Here is a 25512-nt window from a genome sequence, read left to right as displayed (position 1 = left end):
CGCCGCTCTCACTGCCCGCCACAGCGGCACCGGCGCCATCGCATAGCCCCTGACGCGCTTGAAGCCACGGGCGTAGAAGGCCGCGATAGACCGTCACATCGCACTGGGCATGAGGGTCTCCGCGTCGCCTTCGTGGATCCAGGGATCGCGCTCACAGCAAACGGGCCGCGGTGGTAGCCGCGGCGCCGCCTCCGATATGCTCCCGCCCCAGTTGTACATACAAGTGGAGCATTCCCATGACGACCTATGACATCGTCATCGCCGGCGGCGGCGTGTCGGGCCTGTATTGCGCGCTGCGCCTGGCCGACGCGGGCCACCGCATCCTCGTGCTCGAAGCCGCAGCCGACCGCTGGGGCGGACGCATCGAGACCGAGGACATGGACGGCTTCATCGCCGAGTACGGGCCGATGCGCTTCGAGCCGACGCTGCAGCCGCGTTTCGCTGCCCTGTGCGCCGAGCTCGGCGTGGGCCTGCTCGACTTCTCCGGCCCCTCATCGGATCAAGTCAGCACCGATGACACCGACCTGCCCGAGGCCGAGCGCGGCCTGAACTCGCTGCAGCTGCTCAAGCGCGGCATCATGCTCATCATGGGTCGTGCGCCCGATGACCAGGCCTGGATCGATGCGCTGACGGAAGGCGACTACATGCGGCTGCGCAAGCACGCCCAGCTGCACGGCCAGCCGCTGTGGGACATGGGCTTCTGGAACGCGCTGTCGGCGCAGGGCATCCTGAGCCACCGGGCGCTGGTGAAGCTGCGCGACACCGGAACTTTCTATCACATGATCCCGGAGAACCTGAACGCGGCGGAATGGATCATCTGGTGGCTGCGCGCGCTCAAGACCGTGGGCCAGCAGCTCGCCAGCATCGAGGGCGGTTCGGCCAAGTTGACCGAAGGGCTGCTCACACGGCTGCGCGGCCATGCCAACGTGACGCTGGCGGGCGGCCACAAGCTGATGGGCGTGCGCCCCGTGGAGCTGGGCAAGCCGACGCTGGCCCTGGATGTGGCGACGCAGAACGGCGCTCTCACGCTGCGTGCCGAGCGGCTCATCCTCGCGCTGCCGCGGCTGCCGCTGCTCAAGCTGACGCGCCACCTGCCCGAACACATCGGCTCGCAGCTGGACTGCGTCAATGGCTTTCCGATGCTGAAGGTCTTCTTCGTCTGCAACACGCCGTGGTGGAGCTATGGCCAGGCGCCACAGCAATACGCCAATTGCATGCCGACGCGCGAGATCCACTACTTCCGCCGCGCCCCCGAGGCCGACGCCGACGGCCACGGCATGGTGCTGCTCTATATGGACCGCCCGTCCACCGAGTTCTGGCGCCACTACGTCATCGACGGCGACCGCCACGACCGCGCCGAGGTGGACCAGAACGCGCGCATCGTCGATGCCTTCACCCTCTTCGTGGCCCGCGACGTGAAGCGGGCGGCGGATGCGAATGCCGAGTCGGCCTTGAAGTTGACCGACAACGCACGGCGCGTCTTTGGCGACCTGAGCCTGGCCGAGACCAGCCAGTACATCCGCAACAGCATCATCACGTATGGCATCCGCGACTGGGCCCGCGCGCCCTACGGCGCGGCCAACCACGGATGGCAGCCGGGCGTGCGCTCGTGGAAGGTCATGGACGCCTTCAAGGCCTTCGATTTCGGCAGCGGCGCGCGCAACTTGCACATCGTCGGCGAGGCCTATTCGGACTACCAGGGCTTCATCGAAGGGGCGCTGAACAGCGCCGAGCTGGCGCTGGCGACCATACCAGCGCGGCCCGTGGACGAGGCCGACCAGGAGCCCAGCTTGGGCCTGTCCTGAGGAGCCAGATACCAGTTGCGAGTGGCTATCCTGCCCGCCACAGAAGGAGTGGCGATGAGCAGGAAATGGCTGGCGCTGGCCGCGCTGACGATGATGGTGACGAGTGCCCGGGCGGCCGAAGACGGCTCGATGGACTGGGTGCGCGCCCGGATGAAACCCATGGCCGCGAACTCACCGGCAGAGCTGACCGATGCGCAGCTGCAGGCCTTTGGCGACGCCATCGGCCATGCCCGCGTCGTGGCCCTGGGTGAGCAGACGCATGGCGGCCGCCAGGAGTTCGAGCTCAAGACGCGGCTGGTGCGCTATCTGCATGAGCAGAAAGGCTTCGACGTGCTGCTGCTGGAGAGCGGCGTCTTCGACGTGGCGCTGCTGCAGCAGGCCATGCAGCGCGGTGAGCAGCTCGATGCGCTGGCGCCGGGCAATGTCTTCTACATGTACTCCAAGAGCGACGCCGGCCGCACGCTGCTGCGCTATCTGGACGAGGCGCAGGCCGGTCCCAAGCCCATGCTGCTGTCTGGCATCGACAGCCAGCTCAGCGGGGCTCTAAGCCGCAGCGAGCTGTCGCCACGACTGCGCGCCAGGCTGCAAGGCGATGCCAGCGACTGGCCGGTGTTCGAACGCCTCGCCGACAAGCTGATGCAGATGGACCGCACGCCACCATCAAGCAACGACGCGAAGACCTTCGACGCGGTGGCCACGCGTCTGAAGGCCGCGCTGTGCAAGCCCGGCGGCGACGAGTTGCTGTGCCGCAGCCTGGCCGGATTGCAGGCCCAGGCGGCCAACTTCTGGCACGGCGAATACTTGCGCGACCACGAGATGGCCGACAACGTGCTGTGGCAGCTGCAGCACGTCTACCCGGGCCGCAAGGCCGTCATCTGGGCCCACACCATCCACGTGGCGCGCGGCGTGAAGTTCGACGACAGCCATCGCTATGCCGGCGACATCCTCGGCCAGAAGCTGGGCCGCGACTACTACGTGCTGAACACCACCGCGCTGCAGGGGCGCTTCATGGAGTTCGCCTCGGGCGAGGTGCAGGCAATCCCGCCGGCCTATCCGCGCAGCCTCGAGTCCGCCCTGGCCAGTGATCCGGCCGGCTTCGCCTTCCTCAATGCGCCGAAGAAGCTCAAGATCGGCCTGCCGGCGCGCGGCATGGAGTTCGGCTACAGCATCCCTCTGGGCACCGGCATTGGCCTGGGTGCGCAATGGGACGGCGTCTTCTACATCCGCGACATGGCGCCCGTGAAGATGGAGCGCTAGGCGCTCAAGCCGGCTTCGCCGTGCAGGCCTTGGCGGCCGAAAGCCCACGAAGATAGCCGCGCCTCACGCCGCCGGCGGTGATGGCCGCGCTGACTTGATGCGCGTAGCGCTCGGCGCCGCTGAGCTTGCGCACCCAGCCTCGGAAGGGGATGACGCCTTCGGCGGTGCGTTGCAGCACACCGGTTGCGGCATCGCCGCCCCGGTCCAGCAGGCCAGGGTTGCCGCTGGTGTGAGGCGCATCCAGATCGGGGCCGAGGACTTCGTCCAGCGCACGGATGCCGGCGGCCAGGCCACCGCAGCTCGTATCGGCCGGCATTGCATAGGGCGCGGCAGCGGCCGCCTTGAGTACGTCGGGAATCTCGGCGCGCACGACGTTGAGGTCGGACAACGGCGTGGTCGCGGCGTTGGCGACCTTGTCCTGGTTGGAGCTGGCGCAGGCGGTTAGGACGAGAACCGCGGCGAGGAGGGTCAGTTGGTGTGGGCGCATGGCCCCGGATCATCTCAGCCCGGCATTGATCTTTGCCAACGCGACCGAGCCCGGGCAGAGTGCTTTTTCACCAAGACTGTTCAATGCGCCGGCCGCCGTGCGCTGGGCCGCATGCCAATCCTTGGCCGCCGGGTCGACATAGAGCAGGCCGGTGGCGATCTCGCCAGCCGCCGCGCGCAGTTGCATCGCGCTCATGGCGTTGAGGCGGTCGGTCGGGTCGTAGTCGGGCGCCATCTTGCGCAACCGCAGCGTGCTGCCATCGGCCTGGGGTACGTCAATGACGTCGGGCGAGTGCTCGACGACCTGCTCTTCGGCCAGGTCGATGAAGTCGATGCGGTTCAGCGCCTCGTTGTGGTCGCGGACATGGTCATAGCTGCGCGTCGAGCCGGCGTGGTTGTTGAAGGCCACGCAGGGGCTGATGACGTCGATGAAGGCCGCGCCGCCGTGGCGCATGGCGCCTTCAATGAGGGGCACGAGCTGGGTCTTGTCGCCCGAGAAGCTGCGCGCGACGAAGGTGGCGCCGAGCTGCAACGCGAGGGCCGCGAGGTCGATGGCGGTGTCGTTGTTGGTTGCGCCCTTCTTGGCGACCGAGCCTTTATCGGCCGTGGCGCTGAACTGGCCCTTGGTGAGGCCATAGACGCCATTGTTCTCGACGATGTAGACCATGCGCACGCCGCGCCGCATGGCGTGCGCGAACTGGCCCAGGCCGATGGAGGCCGAGTCGCCGTCACCGGAGACGCCCAGATACAGCAGCTCGCGGTTGGCGAGGTAGGCGCCGGTCAGCACGCTGGGCATGCGCCCATGCACGGTGTTGAAGCCGTGGCTGGCACCGAGGAAGTAGTCGGGCGTCTTGCTTGAGCAGCCGATGCCGCTGAGCTTGGCGACGCGGTGCGGCTCGATGTCGAGCTGCCAGCAGGCCTGCACGATGGCGCCGGAGATGGAGTCGTGGCCGCAGCCGGCGCACAGCGTCGAGACCTTGCCTTCGTAGTCGCGGCGCGTGTAGCCGACCGCGTTCTTGGTCAGGCTGGGATGGTGCAGCTTGGGCTTCGCAAGATAGGTCATGCGGCACTCCTCGGCGCCGTGGCCAGCGCATGCACATGACGCGTGATCGCGTCGATGATGAAGCGGGCCGTGATCGGCGTGCCGTCGTAGTGCAGCACCGGCGTGAGGTGAGCCGGCGCCACCTCCAGCTCGTTGACCAGCATGCGGCGCATCTGCGCATCGCGGTTCTGCTCGACGACGAAGACGGCGCCATGCGCGGCGATGAACTCGGCCACCGACGGCGGGAAGGGGTAGGCACGCAACCTCATCGCGTCGATATGGATGCCAGCCTCGGCCAGCGTCACCAGCGCCTCATCCATGGCTGGCGAAGTGGAGCCGAAATAGAGAACGCCGACGCTGGTCTTCTGCGCGGCGGCGCGCACCAGCGGCTGAGGCGCCAGCAACGCGGCGGTGGCGAACTTGGCGCGCAGGCGCTCGACGTTGCGGATGTAGTCGTCACCGCGCTCGGAGTAGAGGGCCTGCTCGTTCCTCGTCGTGCCGCGCGTGAAGTAGGCGCCCTTGCTGGCGTGCGTGCCGGGCAGGGTGCGCCAGGGGATGCCGTCGCCGTCCACGTCCTTGTAACGGGCAAACTCCTTGCCGGCGTCCAGCTGCTCGGCCGTCATGACCTTGCCGCGGTCGTAGCGGCGTTCGTCATTCCATTCGAGCGGCGCACACAGGCGCTGGTTCATGCCGATGTCGAGGTCGCTCATCAGGAAGACGGGCGTCTGCAGGCGCTCGGCCAGGTCCAGCGCATCGGCCGCGAACTCGAAGCACTCGCGCGGGTCCTCGGGCAGCAGCAACACATGCTGGGTGTCGCCGTGCGAGGCGTAGGCGCTGGAGAGCAGGTCGGCCTGCTGGGTGCGCGTGGGCATGCCGGTGCTGGGGCCGCCGCGCTGCACATCGATGACGACGAAGGGGATCTCGGCGAAATAGGCCAGGCCCAGGAACTCCGTCATCAGCGACACGCCGGGGCCGGACGTGCAGGTGAAGGCGCGCGCGCCGTTCCAGCCGGCGCCGGTGATGATGCCGATGGAGGCGATTTCATCTTCGGCCTGCACGATGGCGTAGCGCTTTTCGCCGGTCTCGGGGTCGGTGCGGAACTTGGTTGCGTATTTCTCGAAGGCTTCGGCGACCGAGGACGACGGCGTGATCGGGTACCAGGCGCAAACGGTGGCGCCGCCGTAGACGCAGCCCAGGGCTGTCGCCGCATTGCCCTCAATGAAGATCTTGTCGCCGACCGCATCGGCCGTCTTGACCTTGAGCCCGAAAGGTTGCACCGACAGATGGTCGCGCGCGAACTCAGCTCCCGCGTGCAGGGCGCGCACATTGGAGTCCAGCAGCCTCTCCTTGCCCTTGTACTGCTCCGCAAACAGCTTCTCGATGACAGCGGCTTCGATGCCCATCAGCTCGCTCAAGGCGCCGAGCACGAGGATGTTCTTGAACAGCGTGCGTTCGCGCGGCACGTCGTAGGTCGCGTTGCAGATGGCCGTGGCCGGCATGCCGATGACGTGGATGTCGGGCCGGAAGGCGCTGGCCGGCATGGGCTTGGTGCTGTCGTAGAACAGATAGCCGCCAGGCTGGATCTCGGCCAGGTCCTGGGCCCAGGTCTGCGGGTTCATGGCCACCATCAGGTCCACGCCGCCGCGCCGGCCCAGCCAGCCGGCCTCGCAGACGCGCACCTCGTACCAGGTCGGCAGGCCCTGGATATTGCTCGGGAAGATGTTGCGCGGACTGACCGGCACGCCCATGCGCAGGATGGCGCGCGCAAACAACTCGTTGGCCGAAGCCGAGCCAGAGCCGTTGACGTTGGCGAACTTGACGACAAAGTCGTTGACGGCTTCGATGCGGCTCATGCGGCCTCCCGACGGGCCGCCCCTAGGGAGGCCGAGCCCCCTCGGGGGGCAGTGCGCGAAGCGCGCGTGGGGGTCGTCGTCATACCACCTCCTTGCGTGTCGCGGTGTCACGGCAGGCCGCGCCGGCCTTGGCGGTGACCAGCAGGAACTTCTGCATGTCCCAGGCTCCCGTCGGACAGCGTTCGGCGCACAGGCCGCAGTGCAGGCAGACGTCCTCGTCCTTGGCCATCACGCGGCCAGTCTTGAGACCGCCCTCGACATAGACGTCCTGCATCAGGTTCAGCGCCGGTGCCTTGAGCCGCTCGCGCAGGTCATCGCCGTTGTCGGTGAAGGTGATGCAGTCCATCGGGCAGATGTCCACGCAGGCGTCGCACTCGATGCAGAGCTTTGGCGCGAACACCGTCTGCACGTCGCAGTTCAGGCAGCGCTGGGCCTCCTTGAAGGCCGTGGCGGCGTCGAAGCCCAGCTCCACCTCGACCTTGATGCTGGCCAGCGCGATGTTGGCAGCCGTCCAGGGCACCTTGCTGCGCAAGTCGTTGGTGATCGCGTTGTCGTAGCTCCACTCGTGAATACCCATCTTCTGGGACACGAGGTTGACGTGCGGCGGCGGGCGCTGTGTGACCGGCTCGCCGTGCAGCAGGCGGTCGATGCTGACGGCCGCCTCATGGCCGTGAGCGACGGCGGTGATGATGTTCTTCGGGCCGAAGGCCGCGTCGCCGCCGAAGAAGACATGGGGCAGCGAAGACTGGAAGGTCTGCGCGTTCAGCACCGGCAGCCCGTGCTCGTCGAAGGCGATGCCCGAGCCGCGCTCGATCCACGGGAAGCTGTTCTCCTGGCCGACGGCGATCAGCACCTCATCGCAGGGGATGACGATCTCCTCACCTGTCTGCGCCTTCTTGAAGCGCATGCCGGTCAACTTGCCGCCGACATGCTCGAAGGCCAGCGGCACATGGAAATCGAGGATGGGGATGCCTTCATGCTCGGCGTCCTCCTTCTCCCAGGGCGAGGCCTTCATCTGCGCATAGCCGCTGCGCACGGTCACCGTGACCGACGAGGCGCCCAGGCGCCGTGCCGAGCGGCAGCAGTCCATGGCCGTATTGCCACCGCCCAGCACGATGACACGCGGCGCGACGCTGGTGACATGGCCAAACGACACGCTGGCCAGCCAATCGATGCCGATGTGGATCTGCTCGGTGGCCTCCTGGCGCCCTGGCAAGGGCAGGTCGCGCCCGCGGGGTGCGCCGCAGCCGACGAAGACGGCGTCCCAGCCCTCGGCCAGCAGTGCCTTCATCGACTCGATGCGTTGCCCGGCGCGCCACTCGACCCCCAGGCCGAGGATGTAGCCGCACTCCTCGTCGATGACGCGCTCCGGCAGCCTGAAGCGCGGGATCTGCGTGCGGATGAAGCCGCCGGGCTTGGCTTCCCCGTCGAAGACGGTGACCGCATAACCGTCCAACGCCAGGTCACGCGCCACCGCCAGCGACGCCGGCCCGGCACCGACGCAGGCCACGCGCTTGTTCTTGCGCGCGGCGGGCTTGGGGATCATGGCGCGGAACCCGTCGCTCTTGTTGTCCGCCGCCACGCGCTTCAATCGGCAGATGGCGACGGGCTCGGGCTTGGCTGCCTGCTTTTCTTCCACGCGACCACGCCGGCAGGCCGGCTCGCAGGGCCGGTCGCAGGTGCGACCCAGCACGCCTGGGAACACGTTGCTGACCCAGTTGACCCAATACGCCTCGTCATGCCGCCCCTGCGCGATGAGGCGGATGTATTCGGGCACCGGCGTGTGCGCCGGGCAGGCCCATTGGCAATCGACGACCTTGTGGAAATAGGCCGGGTCCGAGATATCGGTCCGCTGCACGGTGTCTCCTCCGTGGTGTTGGGACCTGCTCACATGGCGGGAGTCGGATGCGTTGCCACCCAACAGCCCGCGAGCAAGGCGCGAAACGAAGCTGGGGTAGGCCCCAGCGAGGCTTCGCAACGCCGCGCGCGGGCTGTTGGGCGGCAACCCTGCGGGAGAGGGGCTGCGCGGGCGCACAGCGTTGTTGCGCGCATCGCCCGGGCATGCAACCCGGGCTTCAGCGCGACGCCTAGCCGTACACCCGCGCAGTCCCTCTCGCACCGATTCCCGTCATGTGAACAGGTCCCTGTGCGGCGAGTCTAGGACGCCCGTTCCCTCCTCGACTCTGTGGAAACCCTTTGCATCGTGGGGATGGCGGGCACCCCCGCTCTTGCCCAGCATCTCTGCGCCCATTCCGGGCGCAAGGAGATTCGACATGGCTTCTGGTTTCAAGCAGGCCTGGCGGGTGGCAGTGCTCGCCATCGGTCTGGCCACGGCGGGCCTCGCCCAGGCCGCCAACGACTATTTCCTGCAGATCGACGGCATTCCCGGTGAATCGACCGACAAGGACCACAAGGACTGGATCGACATCGAAAGCTTTTCCTGGGGCCTGACCCTGGTCAGCAGCGGGGGCATCGGCAAGGCCAGCTTCTCCGACCTGGCCTGGACCCAGCACGTCGACGTCTCGATTCCCAAGTGGTTCCTCGCCGTGGCGACGGGCAAGCACGTCAAGACGGTCACGCTGGACGTGGTCAAGGTATCCGCCGGCCGCAACGACTCCTTCTTCCAGATGATCTTCAGCGACACCCTGGGCAGCAGCCTGCACATCAGCGGCGGCGGCGGCGGCAGCGAACTCTTCGCCAGCGCATCCATGACCTCGGGCGACACCGTGAAGCTGCGCTATCGGCCCCAGGACAACAAAGGCGGCTTCGGCGCCTGGGTGGAGGGCAGCTTCAACCTCAAGACCAACTCGGCCACGGCCGTCTTCAGCGGCGACGAGACGGTGCTGCTGGGCCTGTTCGGCTCCGGCGGCAGCGTCGCGTTTGACGCCGGCGCGGTCACGCCGGTGCCGGAACCGGCGAGCGCCCTGTTGCTGCTCGGTGGCCTGGCCGCCTTGGCCGCTCTCAGGCCGCGGCGCCGCGCTTGAAGCGCCACGGCCGGACCTGGGCGGCGGCCACGGTCACCGCCCAGCAGATCCAACCTGTCCACATCGTGTGGCTGGGGTAATGCGCACCGCGCAGCATCTGCCCCACGCCATAGACGACGCCCAGCAACACACAGGCCAGCACCCAGGCGCGCGCAGCCCGCGGGTAGGCCCGCGCCAGCGCCCAGCCGCCGCAGAGATAGGCGAAAGCCGCGCTCGCATGGCCGGAAGGGAAGCAGTGCCCGCCACCGCCGTCATGCGCACCCAGCACCCAGTGGGAGATGTAATGGGCCACACCGCCAAACTCGGCCAGATCCCAGGGGCAGCTCGTCAGGCTGAAGCGCTTCATCAGCGAGATGACGGCCAGGCAGACCAGCGTCGTCACCAGCCACCAGCGCCGCTCCGGCCGGCTCAGCGCGGGCAGCAGCCGCGGCACCAGATTGAGCAGCACGATGAAGCCCATGGCCAGGTAGGAGACCAGCCGCCCGCCTTCGTGGATCAGCACCCGCGTGACCCAGGCCTCGCGCAGCGCGAAACCGTTGGCGTCGCCGCCCAGGCGCACCGCCCAGAGGTCGAGATGGCTGAGGTCCCAGGCCAGCAGCGCCAGCAGGGCCAGGGCCAGCGCCAGTGCGCCGGCCGGCAAGGCGGCGCGCGCGGATCGATCTAATGGCTTGGTCGGCATAGGCCGGCATTGTCCGGTGGCGCCGAAACCACCAGGCTTGCTGCTTGCTGGCGTCTCACGCGCGCTCTGACCTGCCCCGCGAAGAGGCTGAATGCCACGCCGGTTACCCCGCGTGAGCCCTTGTCTACACTGGCCTCATGAGTTCTCCCGTCTTTGCCGCCGAGCGCGCTGTGCGCATCGGCCGTCAGGCGCTCGAGGTCGAGGCCCGTGCCCTCGCCGAGCTGGCGCCCCGCCTGGGCGACGCCTTTGCGGGCGCCGTGCAGCTGATGCTGGCCTGCCGCGGCCGCGTGGCCGTCATGGGCATGGGCAAGAGCGGCCACGTGGGCCGCAAGATCGCCGCGACGCTAGCCTCGACCGGCACGCCCGCCCTCTTCGTCCACCCCGCCGAGGCGGCCCATGGCGACCTCGGCATGGTCACCAGCAGTGACGTCGTGCTGGCTCTCTCCAATTCCGGCGAGAGTGACGAGCTCAACGCCATCCTGCCCGTGCTCAAGCGCCTGGGCATTCCCATCGTCGCCATGACGGGGCGGCCGCAGTCCAGCCTGGCCGCCCATGCCGACATCGTGCTCGACAGCGCGGTCACCGAGGAGGCCTGCCCGCTGCAGCTCGCGCCCACGGCCAGCACCACGGCCCAGATGGCCCTGGGCGACGCCCTCGCCGTGGCCCTGCTCGACACCCGCGGCTTCAAGGCAGAGGACTTCGCCCGCTCCCACCCCGGCGGCACTCTGGGCCGCAAGCTGCTGACGCACGTGCGCGACCTGATGCGCAGTGGCGACGCCCTGCCCCGCGTGGCGGCCGACACCGGCTTCACCGACCTGATGCGCGAGATGAGCGCCAAGGCCCTGGGCATGGCCGTGATCGTCGACAGCGACGATCACGTCCTTGGCATCTTTACGGACGGCGACCTGCGCCGCCTGGTTGAGCAGGGCCGCGACCTGCGCGCGCTGACCGCCGCCGAGGTCGCCCATGCCAAGCCGCGCACCGTCGGCGCCGAAGCCCTTGCCGTGGACGCGGCCGACCTGATGGAAGCCGCGCGCATCACCGTCGTCCTGGTCGTCGATGCCGAGCAGCGCCTGCTGGGTGCCATCAGCATCAACGACCTCATGCGTGCCAAGGTGATCTGAAGTGAAGCCAGCACTGAAATTCCCTCCCGAACTCCTGGTCAAGGCGCAAGGCCGTGGCCTGGCCATCAAGCTGGCCATCTTCGACGTCGACGGCGTGCTGACGGACGGCCGCATCTACATCGGCGAGCATGGCGAAGGGTTCAAGGCCTTCAACACGCTGGACGGCCATGGGCTGAAGTCGCTGCAGCAGGTCGGCATCACGCCGGTCATCATCACCGGCCGAGACAGCCTGGCCGTGCGCCGCCGCGTCGCCGACCTGGATCTGAAGCACGCTGTCTACGGTGCGCGCGACAAGCTCGCCGCCGCCGAGCCCCTATTGGCCCAGTTAGGCGCCAGTTGGGACGAGGTCGCCGTCATGGGCGACGACTGGCCTGACCTGCCCCTGATGACGCGGGCCGGCTTCGCTTGCGCGCCACCCGGCGCTCATGCCGAGGTACTGGCCATCGCCCACCATGTCACGCGCGCCGCCGGTGGCTACGGCGCGGCGCGCGAGTATTGCGATGTGCTGCTGATGGCCGCCGGCCATTACGAGCGTCTGCTCAACACTCATCACGACACGCTGGACGGGGGCAAGGCCTCGTGACACCGGTTGCATTGCCGGCACCGCTGCCGCGCCGCCAGAAGCCCAGGCCCATGCTGTGGCGGCTGCAGAGCCTGCTGTCCAACTACCTGCCGCTGCTGCTGATGGCCGCGCTGGCCAGCGCAACCTGGTGGCTGGTGAAGAACACGCCGCTGATCGACGCACCGGGCGAGGTCGCGGCACCGCGCCATCTGCCCGACTACCGCATGGCCAACTTCGAGATCCAGCGCATCGGCGCCGATGGGCGGCTGCATGTGCAGATCGCCGGCGCCGAACTGCGCCACTACCCGGACACCGACACCGTCGAGATCGACGAGGTCCGCGTGCGTGCCATCGGGCCGGACGGCAGCCTGGCCATCGCCGACGCCAAGCGCGCCCTCAGCAATGGCGACGGCAGCGACATGCAGCTGCTCGGCAACGTCCACCTGCGCCGCCTGCCACCCGGCGCCGGCGAGAACGCGCCGGCCCAGCTCGAGGTGCGTGGCGAGTTCCTGCAGGCCCTGTCCAACAGCGAGATCCTGCGCTCGCACCTGCCGGTCACCATCCGCCAGGGCAGCTCGACGCTGCACGCGCAGAACTTCGAGTACCGTCACCTGACCGGCCAGGTCCACTTCACGGGCAGGGCGCAGGGGCAAATCATCTCCAAGGCCCCGAGATGAGCGAGCTGGTCTTCATCACCGGCGCGTCCAGCGGCATCGGCCAGGCCCTGGCCCTGCGCTACTACCGCGACGGCGCACGCCTCGCACTGGTCGCGCGCCGCACCGCCGAGGTCGAACGCTGGGCGGCCGAGCAGAAGCTCGACGCGGCCCGCTTCAAGGTCTACGGCGCGGACGTTGCCGACCTGGACGCCATGGCCCGCATCGGCCGCGAGTGCATCACCGCGCAAGGACTGCCGGATGTGGTCATCGCCAATGCCGGCATCAGCATCGGCATGGACACGGCCCACTTCGACGACCTCGAAGTGATGCGCCGGACCTTCGAGACCAACAACGTCGGCCTGGCCGCGACCTTCCATCCCTTCGTCGCGGCGATGAACGGGCGCCGCTCGGGCACGCTGGTCGGCGTCGCCAGCGTCGCGGCCATCCGCGGCCTGCCGGGGCATGGTGCCTACAGCGCCAGCAAGTCCGCCGTCGTCGCCTACTGCGAAAGCCTGCGCGGCGAATGCCGCCCCTTCGGTGTGAGCGTCGTCACCCTGCTGCCGGGCTATATCGACACACCGCTGACGCGCGGCAACCGCTACAGCATGCCCTTCCTGATGCAGGTCGACGACTTCGCCGACCAGGCCGTGCGCGCCATCCGCGCCCAGGTCAGCTACCGCGTCATTCCGTGGCAGATGGGTGTGCTGGCCAAGCTGCTGCGGATATTGCCCAACTGGCTCTACGACCGGGCACTGGGCAGCCGGCCGCGGAAGAAGCGGGCGAGCGAATAGGGCTGTTCACGGCCCGCGCGCCGTGGCTACACTGCGCGCCTTCGACCCGAGAGCTGCCGTTGCAGCCGAGGAGGACATCATGGCCAAGGTGCTTCACCCCTGCTAAGCCCGCGCGCTGAACATCGTTTCAGCGCCGCCCGCTCGCTGCTGCACGTCCACCGCTGACGTCGCCAGCCCATTGATTCCTGCGGCCCCGTTCGGCGGCCGACCTCGGACGAAATTCATGATTTTTCGCCTTCTCGGCTCGGGCATGGCCCTGGGCCTTTGCGCCCTGGCCCTGCCCGCCTGGGGCAACACCCCCGAACTTCAACACCCCACCGCCCTGCGCCTCGCAGCCGGCGAAGCCACGCCTGTCATTGACGGGCAGCTGGATGACGCGGCCTGGCTGCGCGCGCCCGTCTACGAACGCTTTGCGCAGTTCCTGCCCGCCGACAAGCAGGCCGCGCGCTGGCGAACGACGGTGCAGGTTCTCGTCACCGAGGACGCCCTCATCTTTGGCATCCGCGCCTGGGACCCCGAACCCAGCCGCATCCGCGCCCCGCTGGCCCGCCGAGACCAGGTCAAGGCCGACCAGGACTTCGTCTCCGTCTTCATCGACCCCGTCGGCCATCGCCGCACGGCTCAGTACGTGCGAGTCAGTGCGGCCGGCGGCGTCGAGGACGGCCTGTTCGCGGCCGAAGAGGACACCGAGGACTCGGCGCCAGACTTCGACATCCACGCCGCCGCGACCCGCCTGCCCGACGGCTACAGCATCGAGCTGCGCTGGCCCATCGCGGCGCTCAGGTTCCCGCACGACGGCGGTGCACCCTGGCGCATCATGGTCGCGCGCAACATCCCGCGCGACGACCGTACGCTCAACGTCAGCTCGCCGGCTCTGAACAAGGACGCGCTGAGCTTCATCGCCGAGCTGCAGCCGCTCGATGGCCTGGGCGATCTGGTAGAACAGGTGCGCGAACGCAGCTTCATCGGCTTTCGGCCCGAGCTGACAGTGCGCTCGACGCGCGACAGCAGCGACGAGAGTGGCACCCGCCGCACGCGCAAGGCCTCGCTGGGCGCCGAGTTCAAGTGGCGGCCGCGCGCTGACTGGGTGCTGGACGCGACGCTCAATCCCGATTTCTCCCAGGTCGAACTCGACGCGCCCCAGCTCGCCGGCAACACGCGCTTTGCGCTCAGCGTGCCCGAGAAGCGCCCCTTCTTCCTGGAGAGCGCCGACGTCGTCGGTCCGACCCAGCCCGACGAATCGGGCGAGAACCGCAGCCTCGCGGCCTTCTACACCCGTGCCATCACCGACCCCGACTGGGGCCTGCGCGCCACCTGGCGCGGCGCGGGTGCCGAGGCCACGGCCCTGAATCTGCGCGACGCCGGCGGCGGAACGGTGTTGCGCGCCGGTGCCTTTGCGACGCGCAGCGGCGTGCAGCCACGCGGCTCCCAGGCCAGCTTCGCGCGCGGCCGCACGCAACTTGGCGACCTCGGCCTGGCGGGCCTGGTGTCGCTACGCGACTTTGGCAAGGGGCTGACGACTCAGGTCATCGGCAGCGACGCTGTCTGGCGTGCCGGCGACAGCGACCAATGGCGCGGCCATCTGCTGCTGTCCGATACGACGCTGGGCCTGGACGCCGACGGCCAGGTACTGCGCGTGAGCCGCGAACGCGGCCACCGCGCCTGGGCGGCCTGGCGCCACCGGGATGCCGACTGGGCGGCCAATGTCAACGTCGAGGAGATCAGCCCTCGCTTTGCCAATGACAACGGCTTCGTCAACCAGAGCGGCATTCGCCGTGCGTCGGCCTTCGGCTATCTGCGCCTGGGGCCACGGGAGTTCGCCGGCATCGACATGCACGACCACGAGGTGCAGCTGAAAGTTCAGGAGACACGCACCCTGGCCGATCCGCTGCTCGGCGTCGCGGCAGGCCAGGTCGTCGACCGCCTCTTCCAGCCAGGCTTCTGGTTCGCCGCCGCACGCAACACCGGCGTCTGGGGCCATGTTGGCCTGGACAGCCACCGCGCCCGCAGCGGCGGCCGGCTGCACCCGATTCGCACCCTGCTGATCGGTATGGAGTCCAACCCCGGCGAACTGCTGAACTACGTGGATGCCGAGGTCGAATGGGGCCGGCGCCTGGACGTCGACGCCGATCGCGTGGGCCTGGGCGCGCAAGCCCAGATCCAGGCCCAGATGCGCCTGCCGCTGCCCGCCGGGTTGTGGCTGGAGTTCGAGCAGCGCTTCGGACTGGCCTGGGTCGATGCACCCGATGGCCACCGCGCCTTCACCGACCGCAGCGCCCAGAGTCTGGTCGTCTTGCACCTGAGCCCGCGCGATTCCCTGCGGCTCATCCAGCAGCAGACCCGCTTCAACCGCCGTGACGACGCCAGCGCGAATCTGGCTGCGCAGAACAACCGGGGGCGGGTGCTGTCGTTGATGTTCCAGCACCGTGTCGGGCTGAGCCGCATCATCAGCCTGGGCCTGAACCGGGCTCGTGAACAGCCAGGTGCCGTGCGCGCCAGCGAGGTTTTCGCCAAGGCGACGCTGGGGTACTGAAACCCCTCGTCCAAGGACTACCTTGGCCGGTCTTGCAGAGCGCGCTTCGGCTTGCGCCGCAGCTCTTCGACAGGCACGGCGCGTCCACTGGACGCACCGTGTCCGGCCTCAGCCCCCGCGGGGACGAACCAGAGAAGTTCCACCAGAAAAGACAAAGCGCCCGAAAGGGCGCTTTGCTCAGATCTCTTGCGAGGCTGTGGGATCAATAGCCGCCGGAACGGCCACCGCCGCCGTAGCCACCGCCGCCACCACCGTAGCCGCCGCCACCGCCGGAACGGCCACCGCCGCCACCGCCATAGCCGCCGCCACCGCCGGAGCGGCCACCGCCACCACCACCGTAGCCGCCACCACCACCGTAGCCGCCGCCACCGCCGCTGCTACCGCCGCCGCCGTAGCCGCCGCCGGAACGGCCACCACCGCCGCCGCCGCCGTAGCCGCCACCACCACCGAAGCCGCCACCGCCGGAACGGCCACCGCCGCCGCCGAAGCCGCCCGGACGCTCTTCACGAGGACGAGCCTCGTTGACGACGATGGCGCGGCCTTCGAGGGCCTGGCCGTTCATGCCGTTGATGGCTGCTTGCGCCTCAGCGTCCGAACCCATTTCGACGAAACCAAAACCCTTGGAACGGCCCGTCTCGCGGTCCATCATGACCTTCGCGGAGGTCACCGTACCAAATTGACCGAACGATTCTTGCAGCGATTCGTCACGCACGCTGTAGGCCAGATTGCCCACATAAAGCTTGTTTCCCATGGGGAAGCCCTTCTCTACTCAAAACCAAAAAACCATGTGGAGCTTCAACCCTACGTGAACCATTCAAGCGAAGGTGCGGCGTCCAGACACAGGCAATTGATTATGGTGGCGGGGTAAAGAGATTGCGGAACGCCACTCCGGCAAGTGTTGTTTTTCAGAGCTAGCACAAACCCTGGCGCCTGGGAGCCATCACGGTCCCGTCATCGATACCATCGCCCCGCCCCACCCGAATTCATGACAACCAGCCTGCTCGTTCCCCTCACCCGCGTGCTCGCCAGCGTCGACGCGCCGCGCAATCTGCGCGCCCTCTATGCACTGCTGGCCGGTTTTTGCGCCGCCGGCCTGCTGCTGGCCATGGCCCAGTCAGCCTTGGCGCGCGATCAAGGCCTCTTGAGCGCGCTCTGGGTGGGGCTGGCCTTGGCTGTCGCTTTTTTCAGCGTCAATGCGACGGGTCTGATGCTGATGGACCAGGCGCGCGGCCTGCCCGTGCGCGACCCCCAGGACGCGCTCTCGGACGCCCTGCGCAGCGGCCATCGCGTGCTGCTCGCCCTGTTGGCCTGCCTGGCCCTGGCCGGCGCGGCCGCCCTGGTGCTCGCCGGGCTGCTGTGGGCGACGCATTGGCCGGTCGTCGGCGCGCCTCTGCTGGCCGTCGTGCTGCCGGCTGGCGTGCTGGTGCTGGGCGGCATCAGCTTCGTCCTGGTCGTTCTCGTCGGACCTCTGGCGGGGCCAGCGGTGTGGGCGGGGCGGCGCAGCGCCGGCGTACTGTTTTTCTTGCGCGAGCGCCTGCATCACGGCCTGCCCGAAACGGCGCTGCTGATGGCCGCCGTCTACCTGATGACGGCGCTGGCCACGGCGGCCGTCAGCTTCGTCGTCGTCAGCGGCGGGCGGATGGTGGCCGGCCTGGCCATCCTCGGCGCGGGTGTGGAGCTGCCCGCCAACCAGTTGCTGGCCGGCGTCATGGGCTTGGGGCCGCGCGGCCTGGGCGCCAGTGGCGTGCCGCTGCAGGGCGGCGCGCTAGGCCTGGCTGCATTGATCGGCGGCGGCGTCGTGTTCGCCATCGCCCTGGTGCTGCCGACCCTGGTCTGGCTGCGCGGCTGCTGTGCCGTTTATCTGGCAGTGACCGAAGCGGAATGACGTCGCCCCGAATCGCGTCGCTCGTGCCAAGCGCGACGGAGACGCTGGTGGCCTTGGGGCTGGGCCATCGCTTGGTGGCCCGGACCGGTTTTTGCATCCACCCCGCCGAGGTGGTTGCCACCGTTGCCAAGGTGGGTGGCACCAAGGACGTGAACCTGGCCAAGCTGAGAAAGCTCGCGCCCACCCATGTCATCGTCAACGTGGACGAGAACCGGCTGGAAACCGCCGAAGCGCTGCGGGGGTTCGTGCCCGAGGTCATCGTGACCCACCCGAGCCGGCCCGAGGACAACCTGGCGCTGTTCGAGCAGTTGCGCGCTGCCTTTGCCGACGAGCCGGGCGTCAACGAACGCGCCGCGGCGCTGTCGGCCGAGTTCAACGCCGCACTGGCCCGCTGCCGCGAGCGGGTCTGGCCCGGCGAGAACGTGCTCTACCTGATCTGGCGCGACCCATGGATGACGGTGGCGCGCGACACCTATGTCTCGACGCTGCTGGTTGAAGTCGGCTGGCGCACCTGGCCCGACGTGCTGGGCGGCGAGCACGGCGCCGGCCGCTACCCTGCGCTTGCGGGCGATGAAGCCTGGCTTCGCGACATCGACCGCGTGCTGCTGAGCTCCGAGCCTTATCGCTTCGGTGCTGCGCATATCGCCGCGGCGCAGGCGCTGTGCCCGCAGGCACGCGTGCAGTTGGTCGACGGCGAACTGCTCAGCTGGTGGGGTTGCCGCGGCGCGGCAGGGCTGGACTATCTGCGCACCCTGCGCGAACACGCAGAGGCTTGAGTTTTTCGGCCTTGACAGCATCGGGGCCCGCCACAATCAGTCGCCATGGACATCTACAAGCCCCTCGTCGCGCTGTTGGCCATCGTGAATCCGGTCGGCGTGGTGCCCTTCTTCATCCACTTCACGTCCGCCTTTTCGCGCACGCAGCGGCGCAAGACCATCCTCGTCAGCGCCAGCACGGCCGGCATCGTCATCGCCTTGAGCGCGCTGTTCGGGCTGAAGATCATCGAGTTCTTTGGCATCTCGCTGGCCAGCTTCCAGGTGGGCGGCGGCTGCCTGCTGCTGATCAGCTCGCTGCAGATGCTCAACGCCCAGCCGGCCGAGGCGCGCAAGGAGGATGTGTCGGAGGGCAACACCAAGGCCGACGCCGGCGCCAGCATCGCCGTCGTGCCGCTGGCCATCCCGCTGCTGACCGGCCCGGCCACCATCTCCACCATGGTCATCTACGCCGACAAGACGCGCGTCTGGTGGGAGCTGGCCGTGCTTTGCGGCTATGGCGTTGTCGTCGCCCTCGTCACCTTCGTGGTCTTCTCCGCGTCCAGCAAGATCGCCAAGGTGCTGGGCCAGACCGGCATCAACATCATGACGCGGCTGATGGGCCTCATCCTTGCCGCGCTGGCGGTGGAGCTGCTGGCCGACGGCCTCATCAAGCTTTTCCCGGTGCTGGCCGCACGAACCGTGGGGTGACCACATGAGCCTGTTTGACCTGCCTCCCATCTGGATGGCGCCGATGGCCGGTGAGGCGTCCAGCGCCGCGCTGGTGGCCGCAGTGAGCGCAGGCGGCGGCTTCGGCCAGCTCGGCGCGGCCTACCTGACGCCGGCACGCATCACCGAGATTGCCGCCGACATCCGCGCGCGCACTGACCAGCCCTTCGGCATCAACCTGTTCTGCCCGCAGCCCTGGCTGCGCGACGACAGCGCACTGGACGCCTACCTCGCCCGCCTGGCCGCCTGGCACTCCGAACTGGGCCTGCCGGCGCCGGCGCGGCCGGAGCGCTTCGAGGAGGACTTCGACACCCAGCTTGAGGCCACCATCGCCGCGCATCCCGCCGTCATCAGCTTCGCCATGGGCGACCCCGGCGTGGCGCGCGTGGCGGCGTTGAAGGCGCAGGGCTTCACCGTGCTCGGCACGGCCACGCAGGTGGCGGAAGGCCTGCTGCTGCAGGCCAGCGGCGTGGATGCCGTCATCGCCCAGGGCTACGAAGGCGGAGGCCACCGCGGCGGCTTCCTGGGCAGCGCGGAAGGCGCGCTGATCGGCACGATGGCGCTGGTGCCCCAGCTCGTCGATGCGCTGGATGTCCCGGTCATCGCTGCCGGCGGCATCGCCGACGCACGCGGCGTTGCGGCGGCGCAGGCGCTGGGCGCCAGCGCAGTGACGGTCGGCACGGCTTTTCTGCTGGTCGACGAATGCCCACTGTCGCCGCCCTACCGCGCCGCCCTGCTGGCTGCGAGCGACGCCGATTCGACGCTGACGCGCGCCTTCTCCGGCCGCCTGGCGCGCGGCGTGGCCAACCGCGTCACGCGGGAGCTGGAGGGCATCGTCCTGCCCGCCTTCCCGCAGCCCAACGCGGCCAGCCGACCGATGCGCCAGGCGGCGGCCAGGGCCGGCCAGGCTGACTTCATCAGCCTCTGGGCCGGTCAGGCGCTGCCGGTCAACCGTGCGCCGGGTTCGGCTGCGCAGCTCGTCGCGAGCTTGGCCAAGGGTTGGCGCACTTGATCCTGCTGCTGGAAGACGACCCGGCGATTGCGGACACCGTCGCGTTCGCGCTGCGGCGCGAGGGCTTCGTCGTCGAGCACTGCGCCTGGCTGGCTGAGGCCCGCGAGCGCCTTCGCGCGGCACCGGCGCCCGAGCTGCTCATCCTCGACATCGGCCTGCCCGACGGCCACGGCCTGGACCTTTGCCGAGAGCTGCGCAATGGCCCGCTCTCCCGCCTGCCCGTCATCGTGCTGAGCGCGCGCAGCGAGGAGATGGATCGCGTGCTCGGCCTGGAGCTGGGCGCCGACGACTACCTCGCCAAGCCTTTCAGCCCGCGCGAGCTGGTCGCCCGCGTGCGCGCCCTGCTGCGCCGCGCCCAGGCCGCGCCCGCGCCAATGCTGGGCTTCACGGTCGACGGTACGCGAGTCAGCCTGGACGGCGTGCCGCTCAACCTCACCAAGCTGGAGCTCGGCCTGCTGACGCATCTGCTGCGCGCCCCGCAGCGCATCCACAGCCGCGACGCGCTGCTGGACGCCGTCTGGGGCAGCAGCGCCGAAAGCACAGATCGCACCGTGGACACCCACATCAAGACGCTGCGCGCCAAGCTGCGCGAGGCGGCGCCGGCGCGCGACCCCATCAAGACGCATCGCGGGCTGGGCTATTCACTGGAACCATGAGCAGCCGCCAACCGCCCATGAACACAGCCACAGAGGCACAGAGACACAGAGGACAAGCCTGCTTCTCCGTGTCTCTGTGCCTCTGTGGCTTTGTTCGGAGTTCCTGACGTGCGGCTGGGGCTCAGAGTCTTCTTCGGCTTCTTCCTGATCGCCGGCCTCAGCGCAGTGCTACTGCTGAAAGTCTTCCTGGCCGAGGTCAAGCCCAGCGTGCGCGAGGTCATGGAAGACCTGATGGTGGACACCGCCCATCTGATGGCAGAGACCGCCGCCGATGAGATGGGCGCCAACGGCCTCAAGCCCGACAGCCCTCTGGCCGCGCGGCTGCAGCGCTATGTGAAACGCGAGGTCGACGTACCGATCTGGGGTTTGCGCAAGCAGAGCCTGGACCTGCGCATCTATGTGACCGACGCCCACGGCCGCGTCGTGCTCGACTCCGGCCAGCCCTCGGCCGTGGGCCAGGACTACTCGCAGTGGCGCGACGTGGCGCTGACGCTGCGCGGCGACTATGGCGCGCGCTCGACGCGCTATTCCGCGGACGACCGCAGCACCATCCTCGTCGTCGCGGCGCCCATCCTCAAGGACGGCCGCACGCTGGGCGTCGTCAGCGTCGCCAAGCCGGTGGCCAGCGTGCAGCGCTTCATCGACCGCGCCGAGCGCCGCGTGTTCTGGGCTGGCGCCGCACTGCTGGCCGCCAGCCTCATCGTCGGCGTGACGGTGACGCTGTGGCTGGTCGCCTCGGTGCGGCGGCTGCGCCGCTATGCCCAGCAGGCCCAGGCTGGCCAGGCCATTGCGCCGCCGGCCATGCCAGGTGAATTGGGCGATCTCGCCCATGCCATGGACGACATGCGCCGCCGCCTCGAAGGCCGTGAGCAGCTCGAACACGACGTGCGCGCACTGACGCATGAACTGAAGAGCCCGCTGGCCGCGCTGCGCGCCAGCGGCGAGCTGCTGCAGGACGAGCTGCCCGCCGCCGACCGCCAGCGCTTCGCCGCCCAGGTGCTGGACCAGACCGCGCGGCTGCAGACGCTGGTGGAGCGCGTGCTGGCACTGTCGCAGCTGGAGGCCCAGGTCGGGCCGGGCGAGCGCCAGCAGATCACCTTGGCCGACTGGGCCGAAGGCCAGCTCGAGCGGCAGGCGTCACGCCTTGCGCAGAAAGGCGTGAACGTCACCTGGACGGCGCGCGAGGAAGCGATCGTCAAAGTGGACACGGCGCTGCTGGAGCTGGCCCTGGGCAATCTGCTGGTCAACGCCATCGACTTCGCTCCGGCGGGCTCGACGCTCGAACTGGCCGTCACCACGACACCGGTGACCGCACGCCTGGCGCTGCGCGACCACGGCCCGGGCGTGCCGGCGGCGGCTTTTTCACAGCTGGGCAAACGCTTCTTCTCGACGGCGCGGCCGGGCAGCTTGGTCAAGGGTTCGGGCCTGGGCCTGGCGATTGCACGGCGCGTGGCGGAGCTGCACGGCGGCGGGCTGGCCTTCGAGGCGGCGGAACCGGGGTTGCGGGTGACGCTCGTGCTGCCTCGCTGACTTCACACAGACTTCACGCACTTCGTCGCCTCCTCACCGCCGCTGGCGATGCTGGCGGGCATGAAGCTCAACCCCACCTTCTCCAAGCTGGCCATCCTGGCCGTCATCACCGCCGTGCTGTGCATCGTGCTCACCCAGATCGGCGGGCTCGTGCACGAGCGCCAATGGCGACAGCGCGAGGCCGCGCAGAGCGTCGAGCAGTCGCTTGCCGGCCCGCAGGCCTTCGCCGGGCCGCTACTCGTGCGCGACTGCAAGGAAAGCTGGGTCGTGCCGGGCGTGGACAAGAAGAAGGACTCCATCGAAACGCGTGACTTCCAGCTGATGGCATCGCCAACCACGTTGAAGATCGACGGCGGCGTGAGCCCGGAAGTGCGGCACCGCGGTCTCTTCAAGGTGAACACCTACCTCGCCCAGCTGAACGTGGAGGCGCGCTGGGAACGGCTCACCGCATTGGCTCCGCGAGCCGAACACCCGAACGGGCGGCTGAGCTGCGGCGACCCCACCGTGGTCATCGCGCTAAGCGACCCACGCGGCATCCGCACCGCCGAATTGAAGCGGGATGGCGGGACCCTGGCCGTCCTGCCCGGCAGCGCACACCCGACCCTTCACGGTGGCTTGCATGCGACGCTGGCCGAACTTCACACGGACGAGCCCTTGGTGCTTTCGCTGAAACTCAGCCTCGTCGGCAGCCAGCGCCTGGGCATCGTGCCTGCCGCCGGCGATACCCACGTCGCCTTGCAATCGAGCTGGCCGCACCCCAGCTTCACTGGCCAGTTCCTGCCCATCGAGCACCAGATCGGCGTCAGCGGCTTCTCCGCGCGCTGGCAGGTCTCGTCGCTGGCCAGCACGGCGGTAGCCGATGTGCAGGCCGGCCATGCCTTGCCCGACCTCTCGGGTGGTGGCGCGCTGGAGGCGCCCTACCCCGACGGCGGCAAGGTGGTCAAGGGGGGTGGCCTGGACGTCCTCGCCGTCGAGCTGATCGACCCCGTGAACCCCTACGTCATGAGCGACCGTGCCATCAAGTACGGCCTGATGTTCATCGCGCTAACCTTCGTCACCGTCGGCCTGACCGAACTGCTGACGGGCCGGCGCGTGCACCCGGTGCAGTACCTGCTGGTCGGCCTGGCGCTGAGCCTGTTCTTCCTGCTGTTGCTGAGCCTGTCGGAGCATCTGCCCTTCCTGGTCGCCTATCTGATCGCAGCCGGCGCGGCGGCCCTGGTGCTGACGCAGTACGCCGCGGCCATGCTGGGTGGCTGGCTGCGCGGCGCGGCGTTCGGCGGCGGCATCGCGCTGTTGTACGGCGCGCTGTATGTGCTGCTGAGCCGCGAGCAGACGGCCCTGGTGATCGGCGCCGTGCTGCTGTTCGCCGTGCTGGCCGCGGTCATGACACTCACGCGCAAGCTTGACTGGTATCGCCTGGGCAGCGCCGCCGCCGAGTGATTTACGCTAGGGGCTGCATCTCACCCCCCAAGCACGCCCCGTTAGCGCTCAATGTCCCGACAAGGTTTCGACTACATCATCGTGGGCGCCGGCACCGCCGGCTGCCTGCTCGCGAACCGGCTCAGCGCCAACCCGGAGAAGCGCATCCTGCTCATCGAGGCCGGCGGCAAGGACGACTACCACTGGATCCACATCCCCGTCGGCTACCTTTACTGCATCGGCAACCCGCGCACCGACTGGTGCTTCAACACCGAGGCCGAGGCCGGGCTGAACGGGCGCAGCCTGCGCTACCCGCGTGGCAAGGTGCTGGGCGGCAGCTCCAGCATCAACGGCATGATCTATATGCGTGGCCAGAGCCGCGACTATGAGCACTGGGCCGAGACGACAGGTGATGACACCTGGCGCTGGGAGCGCGTGCTGCGCGCCTTTCGCAAGCACGAGAACCACTGGCGGCTGGACACGCCCAAGACCGCACCCGAGGGTTTTGCCGCCGTGCACGGCCACAAGGGCGAGTGGCGGGTCGAGCAACAGCGCCTGCGCTGGCCCATCCTCGACGCCTTTGCCGCCGCCGCCGCCCAAGCCGGCATCCCGGCCACGAGCGACTTCAACGCCGGCAACAACGAGGGTGTGGGCTATTTCGAGGTCAACCAGAAGAAGGGCTGGCGCTGGAACACGGCCAAGGCCTTTCTGCGGCCGACCACCTTTGGGCGACCCAACTTCGAGCTGTGGACGGGCGCCCAGGTGCGCAAGCTGCGCCTGCTCAAGGATGACACGGGCCTGCGCTGCAGCGGCGTCGAGGTGCTGACACCTCATGGCGTCGAACAGCCCTGGCTCAACGTCGGCGGCGAGGTCATCCTGGCCGCTGGCGCCATCGGCTCGCCGCAGATCCTGCAGCTCAGCGGCCTCGGCCCGGCCGACCTGCTGCAGAGCCTGGGGCTGACGGTCGAGCAGCACCTGCCGGGAGTGGGCGCCAATCTGCAGGACCATCTGCAGATCCGTGCCGTCTACAAGGTGGACGGCGCGAAGACGCTGAACACGCGCTCGGCCTCGCTGCTCGGCAAGGCCATGATCGGCCTGGAGTACGCGCTGCGCCGCAGCGGCCCGATGAGCATGGCGCCCAGCCAGCTCGGCGCCTTCACGCGCAGCCACCCCGACAAGGTCTGGCCCGACCTGGAATACCACGTGCAGCCGCTGTCGCTGGATGCCTTCGGCGAACCGCTGCACGGCTTCAACGCCTTCACGGCCAGCGTCTGCAACCTCAACCCGACCAGCCGCGGCACGGTGCTCGCCACCTCGCCCGACGCGACGGTGGCGCCGGCCATCCGGCCCAACTACCTGTCCACCGAGGCGGACCGGCACGTCGCGGCCGAAAGCCTGAAGCTGACGCGCCGCATCGTGTCCCAACCTGCGCTGGCCGGCTTCAAGCCCGAGGAATACAAGCCGGGCCCGCAGTTCCAGACCGACGAGGAACTGGCGCGGCTGGCCGGCGACATCGCGACGACCATCTTCCACCCCGTGGGCACCTGCCGCATGGGCCGCAAGGACGACCCCGGCGCGGTGGTCGACTCGCGGCTGCGCGTGCGCGGCGTGAGCGGCTTGCGCATCGCGGATGCCAGCGTGATGCCGACGATCACGAGCGGCAATACGAATTCGCCGACATTGATGATTGCGGAAAAGCTGGCGGGGTGGTTGGCGCAGTAGCCATTCGGCGCACCGACCTGGGCCCCAGTCACCGC

At 68.8% G+C, this 25512-nt stretch carries 22 protein-coding genes; 16 read left to right on the top strand and 6 right to left on the bottom strand.

Annotated features, from left to right (window positions below; all coding sequences use genetic code 11):
- Window positions 1–236 precede the first annotated feature (236 nt).
- Together AC1DW0_RS27685 and AC1DW0_RS27680 are read left to right on the top strand one after the other, a co-directional pair.
- A complete protein-coding gene (locus tag AC1DW0_RS27685) occupies window positions 237–1805 on the top strand; it encodes a flavin monoamine oxidase family protein (protein WP_457389666.1) in 1569 nt (522 codons plus the stop codon).
- 54 nt (window positions 1806–1859) lie between these two features.
- Window positions 1860–3062 carry an erythromycin esterase family protein gene (locus AC1DW0_RS27680; RefSeq protein WP_477949235.1) on the top strand — a complete coding sequence of 401 codons (1203 nt, stop codon included), beginning with the start codon at window positions 1860–1862 and terminating at the stop codon, window positions 3060–3062.
- A gap of 4 nt (window positions 3063–3066) precedes the next feature.
- On the opposite strand, the gene AC1DW0_RS27675 is transcribed toward AC1DW0_RS27680, so the two are convergent.
- The 4 genes from AC1DW0_RS27675 to AC1DW0_RS27660 all read right to left on the bottom strand — a co-directional run bounded on the left by AC1DW0_RS27675 (window position 3067) and on the right by AC1DW0_RS27660 (window position 8301).
- The gene (locus tag AC1DW0_RS27675; RefSeq protein WP_477949233.1) at window positions 3067–3549 is read right to left on the bottom strand and encodes a hypothetical protein; all 483 of its coding nucleotides are present in this window, start codon (window positions 3547–3549) and stop codon (window positions 3067–3069) included.
- A gap of 9 nt (window positions 3550–3558) precedes the next feature.
- Entirely contained in the window at window positions 3559–4611 is a 1053-nt protein-coding gene (locus AC1DW0_RS27670; protein ID WP_457324084.1) for a 2-oxoacid:ferredoxin oxidoreductase subunit beta, read from the bottom strand.
- A complete protein-coding gene (locus tag AC1DW0_RS27665) occupies window positions 4608–6443 on the bottom strand; it encodes a 2-oxoacid:acceptor oxidoreductase subunit alpha (protein WP_457445929.1) in 1836 nt (611 codons plus the stop codon). Before AC1DW0_RS27665 ends, AC1DW0_RS27670 begins: the two co-directional genes overlap by 4 nt.
- Window positions 6444–6522: 79 nt before the next feature.
- Window positions 6523–8301, bottom strand: coding sequence for an FAD-dependent oxidoreductase (locus AC1DW0_RS27660; RefSeq protein WP_477949231.1), 1779 nt, complete (start codon window positions 8299–8301; stop codon window positions 6523–6525).
- Window positions 8302–8716: 415 nt separating this feature from the next.
- Here AC1DW0_RS27660 and AC1DW0_RS27655 point away from each other — a divergent pair, with 415 nt between their 5' ends.
- On the top strand, window positions 8717–9427 hold the full coding sequence (locus tag AC1DW0_RS27655) for an Hcp family type VI secretion system effector (RefSeq protein WP_477949229.1): 711 nt from the start codon (window positions 8717–8719) through the stop codon (window positions 9425–9427).
- On the opposite strand, the gene AC1DW0_RS27650 is transcribed toward AC1DW0_RS27655, so the two are convergent.
- Entirely contained in the window at window positions 9405–10106 is a 702-nt protein-coding gene (locus AC1DW0_RS27650; RefSeq protein ID WP_056191880.1) for a phosphatase PAP2 family protein, read from the bottom strand. The genes AC1DW0_RS27655 and AC1DW0_RS27650 overlap by 23 nt on opposite strands.
- A gap of 137 nt (window positions 10107–10243) precedes the next feature.
- On the opposite strand from AC1DW0_RS27650, the gene AC1DW0_RS27645 reads away from it, so the two are divergent.
- The 5 genes from AC1DW0_RS27645 to AC1DW0_RS27625 all read left to right on the top strand — a co-directional run bounded on the left by AC1DW0_RS27645 (window position 10244) and on the right by AC1DW0_RS27625 (window position 15772).
- Window positions 10244–11230: a KpsF/GutQ family sugar-phosphate isomerase gene (locus AC1DW0_RS27645; protein WP_457389672.1), complete on the top strand. Its 987-nt coding sequence runs from the start codon at window positions 10244–10246 to the stop codon at window positions 11228–11230.
- Window position 11231: 1 nt separating this feature from the next.
- Window positions 11232–11813 (top strand): KdsC family phosphatase, encoded by a 582-nt coding sequence (locus AC1DW0_RS27640; RefSeq protein ID WP_056191877.1) that lies wholly within the window; start codon window positions 11232–11234, stop codon window positions 11811–11813.
- A gap of 50 nt (window positions 11814–11863) precedes the next feature.
- Window positions 11864–12469 (top strand): LPS export ABC transporter periplasmic protein LptC, encoded by a 606-nt coding sequence (gene lptC / locus AC1DW0_RS27635; RefSeq protein ID WP_457389674.1) that lies wholly within the window; start codon window positions 11864–11866, stop codon window positions 12467–12469.
- Entirely contained in the window at window positions 12466–13239 is a 774-nt protein-coding gene (locus AC1DW0_RS27630) for an SDR family oxidoreductase (RefSeq protein WP_477949226.1), read from the top strand. Before lptC ends, AC1DW0_RS27630 begins: the two co-directional genes overlap by 4 nt.
- Before the next feature lie 223 nt (window positions 13240–13462).
- Window positions 13463–15772 carry a DUF5916 domain-containing protein gene (locus tag AC1DW0_RS27625; RefSeq protein WP_477949224.1) on the top strand — a complete coding sequence of 770 codons (2310 nt, stop codon included), beginning with the start codon at window positions 13463–13465 and terminating at the stop codon, window positions 15770–15772.
- Between the two features lie 202 nt (window positions 15773–15974).
- Here AC1DW0_RS27625 and AC1DW0_RS27620 read toward each other — a convergent pair whose 3' ends face one another.
- A complete protein-coding gene (locus AC1DW0_RS27620) occupies window positions 15975–16523 on the bottom strand; it encodes an RNA recognition motif domain-containing protein (protein WP_457389676.1) in 549 nt (182 codons plus the stop codon).
- Between the two features lie 234 nt (window positions 16524–16757).
- On the opposite strand from AC1DW0_RS27620, the gene AC1DW0_RS27615 reads away from it, so the two are divergent.
- The 8 genes from AC1DW0_RS27615 (at window position 16758) to AC1DW0_RS27580 (ending at window position 25477) form a co-directional block, all read left to right on the top strand.
- Complete coding sequence (locus tag AC1DW0_RS27615; RefSeq protein WP_457319941.1) at window positions 16758–17657, top strand: hypothetical protein; 900 nt, start codon at window positions 16758–16760, stop codon at window positions 17655–17657.
- Window positions 17654–18433 carry a helical backbone metal receptor gene (locus AC1DW0_RS27610; protein ID WP_056191868.1) on the top strand — a complete coding sequence of 260 codons (780 nt, stop codon included), beginning with the start codon at window positions 17654–17656 and terminating at the stop codon, window positions 18431–18433. The genes AC1DW0_RS27615 and AC1DW0_RS27610 overlap by 4 nt, the downstream gene beginning before the upstream one ends.
- A 45-nt stretch (window positions 18434–18478) precedes the next feature.
- Entirely contained in the window at window positions 18479–19120 is a 642-nt protein-coding gene (locus AC1DW0_RS27605; protein ID WP_056191866.1) for a MarC family protein, read from the top strand.
- 4 nt (window positions 19121–19124) lie between these two features.
- Complete coding sequence (locus AC1DW0_RS27600) at window positions 19125–20150, top strand: nitronate monooxygenase (protein WP_477949221.1); 1026 nt, start codon at window positions 19125–19127, stop codon at window positions 20148–20150.
- Window positions 20138–20806: a two-component system response regulator CreB gene (gene creB / locus AC1DW0_RS27595; protein WP_457351159.1), complete on the top strand. Its 669-nt coding sequence runs from the start codon at window positions 20138–20140 to the stop codon at window positions 20804–20806. Before AC1DW0_RS27600 ends, creB begins: the two co-directional genes overlap by 13 nt.
- Before the next feature lie 108 nt (window positions 20807–20914).
- Window positions 20915–22336: a two-component system sensor histidine kinase CreC gene (creC, locus tag AC1DW0_RS27590; protein WP_457351161.1), complete on the top strand. Its 1422-nt coding sequence runs from the start codon at window positions 20915–20917 to the stop codon at window positions 22334–22336.
- Window positions 22337–22396: 60 nt separating this feature from the next.
- The gene (gene creD, locus AC1DW0_RS27585; protein WP_056192615.1) at window positions 22397–23776 is read left to right on the top strand and encodes a cell envelope integrity protein CreD; all 1380 of its coding nucleotides are present in this window, start codon (window positions 22397–22399) and stop codon (window positions 23774–23776) included.
- Window positions 23777–23827: 51 nt separating this feature from the next.
- Window positions 23828–25477, top strand: coding sequence for a GMC family oxidoreductase (locus AC1DW0_RS27580; RefSeq protein WP_457319932.1), 1650 nt, complete (start codon window positions 23828–23830; stop codon window positions 25475–25477).
- Window positions 25478–25512: the final 35 nt, after the last annotated feature.

Source organism: Roseateles sp. P4_D2, assembly GCF_056401875.1.
This window is presented reverse-complemented; position numbering and strand designations above follow the sequence as displayed.